Source organism: Microvirga sp. 17 mud 1-3 (assembly GCF_003151255.1).
GTDB lineage: Bacteria > Pseudomonadota > Alphaproteobacteria > Rhizobiales > Beijerinckiaceae > Microvirga.
Map to the genome: position 1 here is coordinate 748,756 of NZ_CP029481.1, position 13,398 is coordinate 762,153.

The window sequence follows — 13,398 nt, forward strand, 5'->3', positions numbered from 1 at the left end:
GCATATACTGGTTTCTGAAGAAATGTAGGAAGCGCCCCAGGGACTAGGATGAGGGTGGGCCTATCCTAGCCTCCATGAGGGCTTCCTCAAAGCGCTTAAGATCTTGATCCGGATCGCCGGTTTTTGTGCTCAACAAGATGCGCTGAATCGAAACCCCAACGTAATAGCCGTGCAATACGAGTTTGAAAAAGACAGTCATCCAGGAATTAACAAACTCCATATCTAGAATAACGGCTGGTGCCTTTCCCCATTCAAAATTGACATCCGCACCATGCCCATAAGTTAGTGTTCCGTCCCTAAAAAACAATTCGGTTGAAGAAGAAATAAGATCGTTAATGTTGCCGTGGTGCTCATCCAAAATGTAGGAAATTAGTATACTTGCATCGATGAGACAAATTTCGCCAACAACATCCTTAATATTGTAAGCCAAAATCTTCTCATATGGCAGTAAATCCGCCTCAGATGCGGGCTGCCTTGTATCAAATTCTTTCTCTTTAGGGCTCACTTTGCTCTCGTAAAGATGAAGAAAAGTATCTGGGCAACAGCCCGGTAAAAGTCGGGTGGAATCATGCGGTCTACCTCGACAAGATCATACATGGACCTTGCGAGAGCCTTGTCCTCTACCACGGGCACTCCATGTTTTTCCGCTGTCTCGCGGATCCTCAAGGCAATAAGATCCGTGCCCTTAGCAAGAACAATAGGGGCGCTAGTCTCCTGTCTATCATAGCGCAAAGCAATAGCATAATGGGTCGGATTTGCGATCACAACTGTTGCCCGCGGAACCGCAGCAAGCATACGTTTCCGTGATCGATCTTGGGCGAGGGACCTTAACCTTGACTTGACGAGCGGATCGCCCTCCATCTGTTTGAACTCATCCTTGATTTCCTGACGGGACATACGCAGGTCCCGGTGCCACCGAAACCGAGCCCAGATCAGATCGCCGGCCACAAGCACAATGGTTGCAATGCTAACGGCTGAGACTAGTCGGATAGCCATCGTCAGGATCATTTCCGGGACGAGACTCGGATCACTGAACATGGCGTTCACGACCTTGTATTGCTCTGACTTTAGGAGCAGACCACAAACAACAGCAATCGTGAAAAATTTAAAAACAGCTTTCAGAAATTCAACAAATCCAGATTTGCCAAAGATCCTGCTCCACCCACTCATAGGTGATATGCGCGACCATTGGGGGCGAATCCTCTCATAAACCACCTGGGGAAGGTTCTGGAGAATGGTGGATGCGAGGCCTGCAACAGACAGCACCGCAATTACGGGGGTTAAAAAGCGACCGACTTCAAGAGCAATGGCCTGAATAAGCTGAGTGACATCCCGCCCGGATTCCAACGAAAATTTATCAGGGGAGTCGATAAAAACAGAAAGCTTGTCGACAAGAACCGCCGCATTTTGCCGGGAAATAAATACCAAGACAATCAGTAGGGCCGCTATCGACGCGAATGTCGATAGCTCCCGAGATACAGGGATATTTCCTTTTTCGATCGCGTCGCGGATTTTCTTATCAGTTGCCGGTTCTGTTTTGCTTTCCTTGTCCTCCGTTCCGGCCATAATAAATTCCTGACGATGTAAAACTGACCAAATTGCTACTCGGCAGATGCAACACGGGCAGGGTGAGGTTCGAACGACCCCATCGCATGCAAGGCGGACGCAAACCTAGCGGAAATAGGCATCTCCATCATTGTCGGAGTTAAGCTCGATCTCTCCACGCCCCGCCATCTCAAGTGCGAGGTCGGTAATTGCGCGTCGAGCCTCGAGGACGTCGCGCTGAGAGGCGGGCTCCTTGCTATTCAACTCATGCTCAACCATGCGCCTAACGCGCGAGGCAAGAGAGCTGAGAATAATATTACGGAAAGTGTCTTCTGTACCCTTGAGTGCAAGAACAACACGATCATTCGGAATCTGGTCGAAGAGAGCGGTGCGGGCCCTGGGAGTAAGTCCTACAATATCGTCGAATGTGAACAGGAGCCCCTTCAGGATTTCCGCCGATTTCGGGCGAACCTCGCTGAGGCTCTGAAGCACATCTTCCATATGATCGCGCTCCATCTTGTTGATAATGTCTGCCATCTTGGCATGGGTATCCGCGCCCATATTCCTTGAGAAGTTAATCATGAAGTCCTCATGAATCGTCTTCTCAATGTGCCGCATGGTTTCATCAACAATTGGCTTGAACGTCAGCATCCGGCGCATAAGGCTGTTGCGCAATGGTGTCGGGAGATGCCCCATAACTTTTGCAGCGCAAGCAGGCTTCACTTTGGATAAAATCAACGCTGCCGTTTGAGGATGTTCCTTCATCAGATAGGTCGCAAGGACCGTCTCTGATACGTTGGAAATACGGTCCCAGATTGAGCGATTGGAGTTCCCCAGGACATCAGTCAACAGCTCGGCGATTTGTTCAGGTGGGAGGACGCCACTCAGTAGTTTCTCCACCTCGCTCGCAGTTCCGAATAGACTCGATCCGTTCGAGAATTGCGTGGCAAATTCATCGACAAGAGTTTCGAGCTGGGCAGCCGAAACAGGACCGAGTTCGGCAGCCGAACGGGTGATAAGTTTAATTTCCTCAGAGCTGAAGTGTTTGAGCAGCCGCCCTGCAGCGGGCTTCCCCATCGCTAGTAGGAGTGTAGCCACGCGGTCTACGCCCTGCAGGGGCTTGGCGCCAGAGTTGGCCTTGACTGGGGCACGCGTCACCATCGCCGATGATCCGATTAGCTGCTAAACTCGGAGCCCGATGGACCGACGATCTCGGTGAGAGATACGCCAAACCGCGAGTTGTCGTCCTCCACGACAACGACTTCCCCGCGAGCGATAACGCGCCCATTCACCACAACATCGACGGGCTCACCCACCCGGTGATCCAAGGGGACGATCGCTCCTCTACCGAGCTTCATAAGGTTCGCGACAGGCATTGTTGCGGATCCAAGAACGACTTGGATGAGAACCTGAATCCGGAGAATCGATTCAAGATTCTTGCCGCTCCCCATTTTCTCGTCCCGAAAGCCCATTTCGGCTGAAGCCGAATCTGATTTCGTGAAGAGCGCCTCATCGTGCCATGTGCCTTGCTCTTCTTGCATAGGCTTTGATTTCTCTGACATCAAATCAACCCTTGGTATTTAATGACAATTGCGCCAAGCGCGTGAAGACAAGTCGACTGCGAATCCTAGGACAGTGCAACTTCGACAGGAGAAGGGTCATTTAGAGGTGCGTTGTTCGAGATGAGACGGGCGCCCTTCGGCAGCAGAGCGTATGCTTTCAAGCGCGCGTATCATTTCTCTGGCCTCTTCGATCCTCTGCTCAAGAGAAAGGAGGATTTGCTGGCCGTCCTGATTCAATGTCCGAATAGCATCGCCAGCTTTTGAAAGCGCTTCCGATGTTTTTGCAAAAGCGCGGTTGTACTCGGCATGATGATTTTCAAAGCGCTTGAGTTTAAAATACATTGCGGCAACGCATATGCTCGTTATGACGAGCGCCACAAAGAGTATAAGATTAACGAGAGAGGACGTCATCGATGAATTCCTGCTCTTGATCAATGAAATCGTCTACGCGCAAAACGTATGACCCATCCGCCTTGCCAACGTGGCACCAGAAAAGAGGGTGGTCGTTCCCTTCAAGTTTAACCCTACTCCGTGGTGTCGCTTGCAACTCCAAAATCTGTCCGATCTTTAAATCGGCAATTTCCCCAAGCGACAAATAGCGTTCTTCTAAGACAGCCTTAAGGGTCACCTCAGTGCGCTTGACCTCACTGGCGATCTGCTTTGTCCAGCGAGGATCGCGCGCCGAAGAATCGCCGGAAAGTACTCGTGCCAAGGTCTGACGCATTGGGTTGAGAACAGACTGCGGAATGATGACAAACATCTCCCCGCCGCGGTTGAGAGCCTGAAGAAGAAATTTCGCGACGACGGATTGATTGTTGCGGCGACCAATCACCGCAAAATCCATGCGCGTCTCAAGTCGCTCAAATTTAAATCGCGTATCTGTTACAAGTGCAAAGGACGCCTGTAAGGCTTTACCGATTTGTTCGAAGATTGCCTGAGCTATTCTTAATTCGATATTGGAGAACCCGCGCTCCTCGTCGACTGGCGGTTCGGAACCGTCCGAGCCGAGCAGGACCTCCACCATTGTGAACACGAAATCCCGGTCGAAGCCAACTAGGACATGGCTGTCCCATTCAGGAGCGTGGAAAACGCCGGCGATAGCATTGGCTTCATACATCTCCAGAACGTCACCGATGCGTCCGCTCTCGATGCTGCTCAACGAATAGTACATTGGAGAGGCGGCCAGGTGCCGCAAGTGATCTGCACAGTGAGTTGCCATGCGATCAAAAATCACATGGAGCATAGGAAGGCGGTCGAGTGACAGCCCTGCCGCGTCGAGAAGCCGATCGCGAATGTCATTCGCATTGTGAGAGGCGTTCATGACTATGCAGCCTCCTTCTGTTCAGTATCGCCTCTCGAGCCGCCGGAGATGGTTGCCGCTTCCACTTCGTCGATTGTGGGGCGGTCTGCTGACGAGATTGCCTTTCGTCCGTGCTCAACGGCGATTTGCGGAAGAGCACCATTCAAAGATGCGAGAAGTGTCTGCTTGACAATAATGTAGACCCGACACTGCTTCTCACGGGTCGCCTTTATCTTCTGTGCAAGCGGCGACAGTATCGCGTATGACAGAAAGATACCTGCGAACGTGCCGACGAGAGCGGCGCCAATGAGGCCTCCAAGCAGCTGGGGCGACTGATCGAGGGCGCCCATCGCCTTTACGATGCCAAGAACCGCCGCCACGATTCCGAGAGCCGGAAGGGCTTCTGCGACCGTTGTGATCGTCATATAAGGCTTAAGCTTGTCACGCCGCAAGGTCGCGATCTCTTCGTCCATGAGCGCCTCGATTTCGTGCGGCCTGGCGTTGCCGATGATAATCAGGCGAACATAATCGCAAATGAAGAGGGTGAGTTCAGGATCTTTCTGAATTTCAGGGTAATTGTCGAAGACAGCGGAATTTTGGGGGTCGTCGATGTGACTTTCAACTTCGTTACGCGGCTTCGAGCGTAGCTCACGCATCAAGGCATAAAGTAAGCCGAGGAGCGCTAAGTACTTGGCGCGCTTTGGTACGACACCGAGAATTGCCTCAACAGAGGCACGTCCAGTGTCGGCCACAACGGACATCGGGTTAGCAACGATGTAGGTTCCAACCGCAATTCCGCCGATGATGACGAACTCCCATGGCTGCCATATGACAGCCAAGTGTCCTCCCATCGCGGCGAAGCCGCCGAACAATGAGCCGATGGCGATGAGCAGACCAATAGCAACGCCCAAGGATATAGCCTCAGAATAACACCTTCTGGAAAGGCTCCTTTAAAAGGAGAGGCTTGCGCGAGGCTGGAAGGCGGGATGAAAGGTTCAGGCAAGCTAGACAGCTTAAGACTGCCGAGAGGCGACAGAAAGTGAATTCGACAGATATGTGCTTCCGGCCAGTATTGCGCGGAAGGTTCTGTTGAGTAACTCCTTTCGTAAGGATTCCAGACCGCCGCGGTAATTGTGGAATCGACGGCACAATAGGCAAGCTTAAGGCAACTCAGGTGCAGTAAGACAATGCCAAAAGCGCTTCATTGTCGGAACGTGGCGAGGCGGCGTGATGTTGCCCCCCTGGTTTGGAGCCTAGCTGCACATGTCGCAAATCCGCTCGTAACGAAATCACGTGCATACGAAAAGGCAAATCAGGAAGTGATGCTTTAAACATGCAATCATCTCTCTATGTAGCTCTATCGGCTCAGGTCGCTCTCGAAAAGCGCTTGAATACTGTCGCCAATAACATTGCGAATATTAATACCGGCGGATACCGGGCCGAGGAGATTAAGTTTGAGACTATTCTCTCGCAAGCTGGTGCGGGAACCGTATCTTTTGCCTCTTCTGGCGAAACTTATACGTCGCGCCGTATAGGATCCGTGACCAGAACTGATAATCCGCTCGATGTTGCCATTCAGGGCGATGCCTGGCTGAGCATTAGTACACCATCAGGCCTCGCATACACGCGCGACGGCAGAATGAAGATGAATGAAGCAGGGGAACTGCAGACCATGGACGGCTATTCCGTTCTGGATCCTGGAGGGGCCCCCATTCTTCTGAATCCGCAGGATGGCGAGCCGACGATAGGGCGTGACGGGATGATCACGCAGCGAAATAATCAAATTGGTGCACTCGGTCTGTTTAAAATAGACAATAAGAGTCAACTCACGCGCATGGGAGGGTCAGCCGTGAAACCGAATCTTCCTGCGACGGCTATGCAGGACTTCACGTCCGTTGGAGTGCAGCAGGGATACGCCGAAGGTTCAAACGTCAATCCTGTGTTAGAGTTGACAAAGATGATCACGATCTCAAGGACCTTCGACAACGCAGCGGCGACAATATCTGAGACGGAATCGTCCATGATGAACGCTATTCGGTCGCTAGGCCCGAGCGCTTGACAGTATTGGGTGTTCTCTCTCCGAGGCCTTTAAGCTGTCTGTCTCGGATAAGGACTTGCCCTACAATGGATGTGGGAGACTGCGTCGGGCGGTTTACACAAGGATCTAATCATGCAGGCGCTGGATCGCCTCGAGTCCGCTATATTTGATGGTTTGCAGACCTTGCCGACAATTCTCGTTGGCGGAGAGGTCCGTGAGGTTACGCCGAGCTATTTTCGCGTTGCTGGAGTATCTTCATCTGTAAAGCTTGGAGATCGTATCGGATTCGAAAGCACATCTGGAATCCAGATCGGTGAGGTTGTCCGCATCGATGATGCTGGCGTAACAGTTAAGCCCTTTGACGGTCGCATCGATGCAACAGTTGGCGCTTATGCGTATCGAATAAGTGGGACGGGACTCAGCCCGCATCCGAGTTGGAAAGGGCGCGTTATTAATGCGCTCGGGGAGCCCATTGACGGGCTTGGAGCCCTTGTGCCGGGCGATTGTGCGATGTCGGCTGACATGGAGCCTCCGGCAGCGATGTCACGATCCCGCGTTTCAAAGCCCCTGCGGACCGGTGTGAGGGCGATAGACCTTTTCACACCTCTTTGTGCTGGGCAAAGGATTGGCATCTTCGCAGGCTCGGGGTAGGTAAGTCTACCCTTCTTTCGATGCTAGCGCGCTGTACAGGCTTTGATACAATCGTCATCGCTCTTGTGGGAGAGCGAGGGAGAGAAGTCCGGGAGTTTCTAGAGGGGCCAATTCTCGCAAATCGCGCCCGCTCGGTGACGATCGTCTCTACGGGTGACGAGAGCCCAATGATGCGTCGCCAAGCCCCAAAAACAGCCTTGAGCATTGCAGAGTATTTCAGGGACCTCGGCGAATCCGTTCTCCTAATCGTTGATTCCGTTACACGGTATGCTCATGCGGCACGAGATGTTGCTCTTGCGGCAGGTGAGCCGGCGGTAGCACGCGGATATCCTCCGAGCGTCTTCAGTGATCTTCCAAGGCTTCTGGAACGGTCGGGCCCCGGACTTGAGGGAAAGGGGACAATCTCAGGGATATTCTCCGTCCTCGTCGATGGAGATGATCACAACGATCCTGTGGCTGACAGTATCCGCGGGACGCTCGATGGTCATATTGTTTTGGATCGAGCGATTGCTGATCAGGGACGGTATCCAGCGATCAACGTGCTTGGCTCCATTTCACGCCTGTCCGAACATGTATGGTCATCCGAGCAAAAGGAACTCGTTCGACGATTGCGGACGCTGATTTCCCGCTACGAGGATACGCGCGACCTGCGACTAATGGGCGGCTACCAAGCCGGGAGTGACACGGAACTCGACCAAGCTGTCGTCCTCGTTCCTAGAATATATGAGGCATTGCGTCAGGATCCCTCCATGCCTCCCAGCGGAGACGCATTCATGGAACTCGCTCAGCTTTTGCGTCAGTAGAACAGTACTGACTGCCAGAGTGATTGGGTGGATGTAAAAACTGCAAAGCCAGCCTCACACAAGCCATTCGCCTTTTACTGAGTGGGCGACTTTTACCTTTTGGAGCCTAGCATGAGTCTCTATGGCGTTCTCCGCACTGGCGTTTCTGGTATGAATGCCCAGTCCAACAAGCTCGGGACAGTTGCCGAGAACATTCAGAACGCAAGCACGACGGGCTACAAGCGCTCCTCGACAGAGTTCTCATCGCTCATTTTGTCTTCGGGTAAGGGCGCATACAATTCCGGTGCCGTGACCACCACTGTCCGTTACTCGATCGGGGACCAGGGGCCGATTTCGTATACGACATCGGGAAGTGATCTGGCGATTTCGGGAAACGGATTCTTCGTAGTGTCAGACGGGGCCGGGACACCATATCTGACCCGAGCAGGAAACTTCGTTGTCGATGGACCGTCCGGGAATTTGTACAACGCTGCTGGCTTTAAGCTCATGGGCTACAATCTGTCCAAGGGGGATCCCTCGGTAGCGCTAAACAGTCTGGACGGGTTGGAGCCGGTCAATATTTCTTCGATGGCGATGCAGGCTCGCCCCTCTCGCACTGGATCCATTACAGGCAACCTGCCGTTTGATGCGACAGCCGTCGCTGCTGGGACCAGTCCCGGGGCTGGCGGAGCCGCATATACAAAGAAGTCGTCCCTTGTGACATATGATAATGTCGGCAACAAGGTGAAGCTCGACATCTACATGACTAAGATTGCAGATGCGGATCCTCTTGCTACCCCCCCAACAAGCGGGCAATGGGAAGTATCTGTCTTCGATTCTTCGGCGACTCCGACGCTGCCTGGAACGCCGATTACAAGTGCCACAGGAACGTTGACCTTTGACGCAATGGGGCAACTGACTGGGACGGACACGCTATCGTTTGACATACCCAACGGTCAGGCGGGATTTTCTCTTAGCATGAAGGGTATGACTCAGCTTGCAGGGGAGTATGACGTCGAGGGCGCCGCCGACGGAAATGCGCCTACTGCTGTGAAGGGGGCCGAGTTTGGGCCCGACGGCACGATCTTTGCCGTCTATGAGGATGGCACGCGCATTAAGGCCTACAAAATCCCGATCGCAGACGTTCCTAGTCCTGATAACCTGACCCCGCGAGCCGGCAATATTTACGAAGCCAGTATCGATTCCGGTGGGATTCAGGTTGGATTCGCAGGTCAAGGGGGACGAGGCACAATTGCAGTAGGGGCTCTCGAACAATCCAACGTAGATATTGGAACCGAGCTCACGGCAATGATCGAAGCACAGACCGGTTATACCGCAAACTCAAAGGTGTTTCAGACAGGGTCGGAGCTACTAGACGTTCTGATGAATCTGAAGCGCTGAGTGGATTGGTTTAGGAGGTCGGAATATGGGTCTGTCATTAGCGCTTAATACTGCGCGCTCGTCCATCCTTGCATCGTCGTCGCAGATGGCCGTAGTGTCCCGGAATACAGCTGGAGCGTCAGACCCAACATACTCGCGAAAGATCGCTACTCTGGTCGCGGGTGGAGGGGCTGCCCGTGTTGTCGTACAGCGCGCAGCAGATTCGGCTCTCTTTTATAAAATGCTCGAGACGACCTCTGACACTGTAAAGCAACAGGCAGTTCTCGAAGGCATAGACAAGCTAAAGCACACGGTTGGAGATTCCAACCTGAACCAATCGAGTGCAGCGCGGATTGGAGCGCTTAGTGCCGCACTTGAGCAATACGCGAACAAGCCGGATGACCCAATCTTGGCGCGAGCGGTCGTTGCGCGCGCCAATGAGCTTGTAACGATGCTCAATGATGCGACTGCGACAATTCAGAGGACACGTCAGGAGGCAGACGCCAGCATTGCTGGATCCGTTGCCCGTGTGAACGATCTTCTGTCTCAGTTTAAGTCGGTCAACGATGCTGTAGTCAAAGGCACCGCTTCAGGCATTGATGTTAGCGACCAACTCGACACGCGGGATCATTTACTCGCCCAGCTTTCAGAAGAGATGGGGATCAGTGTCGTCACTCGCGAGAACAACGATATTGCAATCTATACCGACAGCGGCGTGACGCTGTTCGAGAGGGTTCCCCGTAAGGTTGAGTTTTCTCCGACAAATACCTTTAACGCAAGTACAGTCGGATCGGCTGTTATCATTGATGGTGTTCCTGTAACGGGTTCAGGACCGATGCCCCTTAATTCAGGGAGATTGGTTGGACTTGTCCAGATACGTGACCAGGATGCGGTTCTTTATCAGCAGCAGCTTGACGAGGTCGCTGAAGCCCTGATTGCCTCCTTTGCCGAGCAGAGCAAGGCCGATCCAACTTTATTCAAGGCTGGTCTTTTCGCGCAGTCCGGAACGATCGATATGCCTCCGGGATGGGACGATGATCCGGCGAGCCAAGCTAGCGCAGGCCTTGCAGGCAAGATCACCGTGAACGCAGGTATCGATCCAGCGAAAGGTGGGGTCCTGGACCGTCTCAGGGATGGAGGGGCCAATGGGGATCCGGACTTCGTAGAGAACCCAGGGGTTCCGACGGGCTCAAATGCTGCCTACTCGGATCGGTTATACAAGCTTTCCCAAAACCTTAGCTCGGATCGTCCGTTCAACTCGGCGCTCGGGCTGGGCGATAAAACAAGCATCAAAAATTTTGCGGCCTCATCGGCGAGCTGGTTGGAGGGGAACCGCAAGACCGTATCGACAAACGTCAACTATCAGATGACGCTCCTAAGCCACGCATCGGAAGCACTATCGAACGCAACCGGCGTGAATATGGACGACGAAACGGCGCTCATGTTGCAGCTTGAGAAATCTTACTCCGCATCAGCAAAACTCATCTCTGTCGTCAATGAGATGCTGCAGACCCTTCTCAACGCAGTGCGGTAAGGCGATGAAGACAACATTCATTTCCACAATCAGTCTCTGGAATTCGCCTCGTAACGCGCTGGCAAAGATGCAAGTGGATCTTGCCAAAGCGAACCAAGAGATTGCTACCGGTCGTTATTCGGACGTTGGGCTGGAGCTTGGATATCGAGCCGGGCAGGGAATATCACTGCGGCAGGAACGTTCCGAGCTCGATGCGCTCATTGATGGAAACGGCACGGTTTCCCTGCGCTTGAATGTTACGAAGACTTCTCTCGACAATATCCGCAGCACAGCGGAAACGTACCTCAATTCCCTTCTGTCGTTGCCGCCGCTCGAACGCGGTGCGGAAACCGTCAGAGACAGTGCGGCACTTAATTTGAAAGCCTTGACGGCGGAGCTCAACAAATCCAGCGGCGGTCAGTATCTTTTCGCGGGAACTAACACGAAGCAAAAGCCGGTGAATGATTATATTGCTGGCTCTCCTGCGAAGACAGCTGTCGATGCAGCGTTCTTGGGACACTTTGGTAGGACGCAAACTGCCCCAACGGTCTTTGATATTACCGCGGAAGAGATGAGACTCTTCCTTAACGACAGTACCAATGACTTCAACAAGCTCTTTGATGGCTCTGATTGGGACAAGTGGTCTGCTGCGGCCGACAAGAATATTGAGAGCAAAATCTCGACATCAGAAAAGATCGAAACCTCAACGAACGCCAATGAAGCCGCCATGCGAAAGCTGGCCAAGGCCTATACGATAGCCTCGGATCTCGGCATAGCCGGGATGCGGACGGAGACCCAACAAGTTGTTGTTGATAAGGTAATGCAACTGCTCGGTGAGGTGACTAACGATCTCGTTGAGATCCAGGCGAGGCTTGGAGATGCCGAGACGAAGGTCAAGAGTGCCAATGATCGAATGGATCTGCAGCGGAAGATCCTCGATCAAGGAGTAGGCCGTCTTGAAGAGGTCGATCCGGCCGAAGCTAAGACAAGGGTCGATGCTCTGACGACGCAGATTCAGATGTCATATTCGCTGACGGCCCAGTTGAGGCAGCTAAGCCTCTTAAACTACCTTTGATATCAGTAGGATGCATGATGTACCGCTTCTCATATGCCGAGATCCTTGAGGATGCTTCCGATGGTTGCCGTGAGAGGGAGCGATTGGCGTTCGACCGAGCCATCGATCTCTTGAAGGCGGCTAACAATGCTCCTCAAAATGCACCCGAGCGTTCCGATGCGATCTCCTTCGTGCAGCGCCTTTGGACAATTCTTATCGAGGATCTCATGAGCTCTGAGAATGGCCTGCCGGAAACTCTAAGGGCACAACTTGTCTCCATTGGTCTGTGGGTTATGAAAGAGGCTGATCTTGTTCGGCGGGGAGATTCGCAGAATTTTACGGCTCTCATCGAGATCAACACCATGATCCGCGATGGCTTGAAATGAGCAAGTCGATGCACCTGTCCTTAAAAGCCGGGGAGCGGATATTTATCAATGGCGCCGTTCTGCGGGTTGATCGGAAAGTGTCCATCGAGCTTCTGAACGATGCCACGTTTCTGATGGAAAACCACGTTTTGCAGGTCAGCGACGCGACAACACCGCTCCGGCAGCTATACTTTGTAGTCCAGGCGATCCTTATCGACCCGAGTAGTGCAGACAGGGCCCGCTCTGTCTTTAAGGATTTGTTTGCTGCAACCCTCGAGTCCTTCTCGAATGAGGAGATCGTTCAAGGTCTGCATGATGTAGCGGCAATGGTTGAGGCAGAACGCCCCTTTGATGCGCTCAAGATTATTCGTGGTCTATACCCTGCTGAGAATGCAGTGTTATCCGGCGTCCCGCTTCCTCCTCATCGGGCCGCTTGAATAAGGAGATCAGCAATGGATGTCAGCAATGTCATGATGGCCAATGCGACTAATACGAAACAACGATCGAACTCGGCGGAAACAAACGCATCCGCAGCAAGCTTGAACTATAATACATTTCTTAAGCTGCTACTCGAGCAAATGCGGAACCAGGACCCGACAGCCCCCATGAAATCGACTGATTACATGGCGCAGCTCGCTACCTTTTCGCAGGTTGAACAGAGCATGATCGGCAACAACAAGCTTGATGCCTTGCTCTCGTCCTCAGCACTATCCCAGGTCGATAGCGTAATCGGCCGCACAGTTACGTCCGCGGATGGCTCCATCTCGGGTCAGGTCTCCTCGGTCCGGATCACCAACGATGGCGCTGTCGCGAAACTGTCGACTGGCGACGAAGTTCTAATCGGTCCGGGCATCGTGATCAGCTGAGATGAACGAGGTTGACGCCCTGGAGCTTGTTCGCTCTGCCATCTGGACGATTATTGTCGGTGCCGGGCCGGCGGTCGGCGCTGCCATGGTTGTTGGTATTGTTATCGCCCTGATCCAAGCTCTCACACAGATACAGGAAGTGACCCTTACATTCATTCCTAAGATCATAGCCATTCTTTTGGTGACATTGTTGACCGGTTCTTTCATTGGTTCGCAAATTTTTGCGTTCACTGAACAGGTCTATGCTCGGATTGAAACCGGGTTTTAAAGACGCTTCATGCTTCGGGTGCGCTCGTGGCGCTACTGGAGAGCCTCGCACAAGCTTTGTGGCTGAGTCCTACG

At 52.9% G+C, this 13,398-nt stretch carries 15 protein-coding genes and 1 pseudogene; 9 read left to right on the forward strand and 7 right to left on the reverse strand.

All coding sequences use genetic code 11. The annotated features are described in order from the left end of the window. Positions 1-43: 43 nt before the first annotated feature. From C4E04_RS03435 to motA, 7 genes are all read right to left on the reverse strand, one after another. Complete coding sequence (locus tag C4E04_RS03435; protein ID WP_109594977.1) at positions 44-505, reverse strand: hypothetical protein; 462 nt, start codon at positions 503-505, stop codon at positions 44-46. Further along, positions 502-1,566 carry a flagellar biosynthesis protein FlhB gene (flhB, locus tag C4E04_RS03440; RefSeq protein ID WP_109594980.1) on the reverse strand — a complete coding sequence of 355 codons (1,065 nt, stop codon included), beginning with the start codon at positions 1,564-1,566 and terminating at the stop codon, positions 502-504. The genes C4E04_RS03435 and flhB overlap by 4 nt, the downstream gene beginning before the upstream one ends. A gap of 105 nt (positions 1,567-1,671) precedes the next feature. After that, complete coding sequence (locus C4E04_RS03445; RefSeq protein ID WP_109594982.1) at positions 1,672-2,706, reverse strand: flagellar motor switch protein FliG; 1,035 nt, start codon at positions 2,704-2,706, stop codon at positions 1,672-1,674. Positions 2,707-2,720: 14 nt separating this feature from the next. Further along, on the reverse strand, positions 2,721-3,107 hold the full coding sequence (gene fliN, locus C4E04_RS03450; protein ID WP_371682032.1) for a flagellar motor switch protein FliN: 387 nt from the start codon (positions 3,105-3,107) through the stop codon (positions 2,721-2,723). 96 nt (positions 3,108-3,203) lie between these two features. Further along, on the reverse strand, positions 3,204-3,518 hold the full coding sequence (locus C4E04_RS20775) for a hypothetical protein (protein WP_162559257.1): 315 nt from the start codon (positions 3,516-3,518) through the stop codon (positions 3,204-3,206). Continuing rightward, a complete protein-coding gene (locus C4E04_RS03455; protein WP_109594984.1) occupies positions 3,499-4,428 on the reverse strand; it encodes a flagellar motor switch protein FliM in 930 nt (309 codons plus the stop codon). The genes C4E04_RS20775 and C4E04_RS03455 overlap by 20 nt, the downstream gene beginning before the upstream one ends. Positions 4,429-4,430: 2 nt before the next feature. Further along, positions 4,431-5,318 (reverse strand): flagellar motor stator protein MotA, encoded by an 888-nt coding sequence (gene motA, locus C4E04_RS03460; protein WP_109594986.1) that lies wholly within the window; start codon positions 5,316-5,318, stop codon positions 4,431-4,433. A gap of 422 nt (positions 5,319-5,740) precedes the next feature. Between motA and flgF the strand changes: the two genes are divergently transcribed. From flgF to fliQ, 9 genes and pseudogenes are all read left to right on the forward strand, one after another. Beyond that, a complete protein-coding gene (gene flgF / locus C4E04_RS03465) occupies positions 5,741-6,466 on the forward strand; it encodes a flagellar basal-body rod protein FlgF (RefSeq protein WP_109594988.1) in 726 nt (241 codons plus the stop codon). Between the two features lie 111 nt (positions 6,467-6,577). Continuing rightward, positions 6,578-7,899 (forward strand): annotated as a pseudogene (gene fliI, locus C4E04_RS03470) (flagellar protein export ATPase FliI). Positions 7,900-8,010: 111 nt separating this feature from the next. Beyond that, a complete protein-coding gene (locus C4E04_RS03475; protein WP_109594990.1) occupies positions 8,011-9,279 on the forward strand; it encodes a flagellar hook protein FlgE in 1,269 nt (422 codons plus the stop codon). Between the two features lie 25 nt (positions 9,280-9,304). Continuing rightward, a complete protein-coding gene (gene flgK, locus C4E04_RS03480; RefSeq protein WP_109594992.1) occupies positions 9,305-10,792 on the forward strand; it encodes a flagellar hook-associated protein FlgK in 1,488 nt (495 codons plus the stop codon). A gap of 4 nt (positions 10,793-10,796) precedes the next feature. Beyond that, positions 10,797-11,846, forward strand: coding sequence for a flagellar hook-associated family protein (locus C4E04_RS03485; RefSeq protein WP_162559258.1), 1,050 nt, complete (start codon positions 10,797-10,799; stop codon positions 11,844-11,846). A 17-nt stretch (positions 11,847-11,863) separates the two neighbouring features. Continuing rightward, positions 11,864-12,211: a flagellar biosynthesis regulator FlaF gene (gene flaF / locus C4E04_RS03490; protein ID WP_109594996.1), complete on the forward strand. Its 348-nt coding sequence runs from the start codon at positions 11,864-11,866 to the stop codon at positions 12,209-12,211. After that, a complete protein-coding gene (flbT, locus tag C4E04_RS03495; protein ID WP_109594998.1) occupies positions 12,208-12,627 on the forward strand; it encodes a flagellar biosynthesis repressor FlbT in 420 nt (139 codons plus the stop codon). Before flaF ends, flbT begins: the two co-directional genes overlap by 4 nt. Before the next feature lie 15 nt (positions 12,628-12,642). Continuing rightward, a complete protein-coding gene (gene flgD, locus C4E04_RS03500) occupies positions 12,643-13,056 on the forward strand; it encodes a flagellar hook assembly protein FlgD (RefSeq protein ID WP_109595000.1) in 414 nt (137 codons plus the stop codon). Between the two features lies 1 nt (position 13,057). Further along, positions 13,058-13,324: a flagellar biosynthesis protein FliQ gene (gene fliQ / locus C4E04_RS03505; RefSeq protein ID WP_109595002.1), complete on the forward strand. Its 267-nt coding sequence runs from the start codon at positions 13,058-13,060 to the stop codon at positions 13,322-13,324. Positions 13,325-13,398: the final 74 nt, after the last annotated feature.

Bases quoted from the DNA above. Each gene is read 5' to 3' on its own strand.
- fliN (WP_371682032.1), bottom strand. From the start codon at position 3,107: ATGTCAGAGAAATCAAAGCCTATGCAAGAAGAGCAAGGCACATGGCAC.
- flgD (WP_109595000.1), top strand. From the start codon at position 12,643: ATGGATGTCAGCAATGTCATGATGGCCAATGCGACTAATACGAAACAA.
- flgF (WP_109594988.1), top strand. From the start codon at position 5,741: ATGCAATCATCTCTCTATGTAGCTCTATCGGCTCAGGTCGCTCTCGAA.
- flbT (WP_109594998.1), top strand. From the start codon at position 12,208: ATGAGCAAGTCGATGCACCTGTCCTTAAAAGCCGGGGAGCGGATATTT.
- flgK (WP_109594992.1), top strand. From the start codon at position 9,305: ATGGGTCTGTCATTAGCGCTTAATACTGCGCGCTCGTCCATCCTTGCA.
- flhB (WP_109594980.1), bottom strand. From the start codon at position 1,566: ATGGCCGGAACGGAGGACAAGGAAAGCAAAACAGAACCGGCAACTGAT.
- fliQ (WP_109595002.1), top strand. From the start codon at position 13,058: ATGAACGAGGTTGACGCCCTGGAGCTTGTTCGCTCTGCCATCTGGACG.
- C4E04_RS03475 (WP_109594990.1), top strand. From the start codon at position 8,011: ATGAGTCTCTATGGCGTTCTCCGCACTGGCGTTTCTGGTATGAATGCC.
- C4E04_RS03455 (WP_109594984.1), bottom strand. From the start codon at position 4,428: ATGAACGCCTCTCACAATGCGAATGACATTCGCGATCGGCTTCTCGAC.
- C4E04_RS03485 (WP_162559258.1), top strand. From the start codon at position 10,797: ATGAAGACAACATTCATTTCCACAATCAGTCTCTGGAATTCGCCTCGT.
- C4E04_RS20775 (WP_162559257.1), bottom strand. From the start codon at position 3,518: ATGACGTCCTCTCTCGTTAATCTTATACTCTTTGTGGCGCTCGTCATA.
- flaF (WP_109594996.1), top strand. From the start codon at position 11,864: ATGTACCGCTTCTCATATGCCGAGATCCTTGAGGATGCTTCCGATGGT.
- C4E04_RS03445 (WP_109594982.1), bottom strand. From the start codon at position 2,706: ATGGTGACGCGTGCCCCAGTCAAGGCCAACTCTGGCGCCAAGCCCCTG.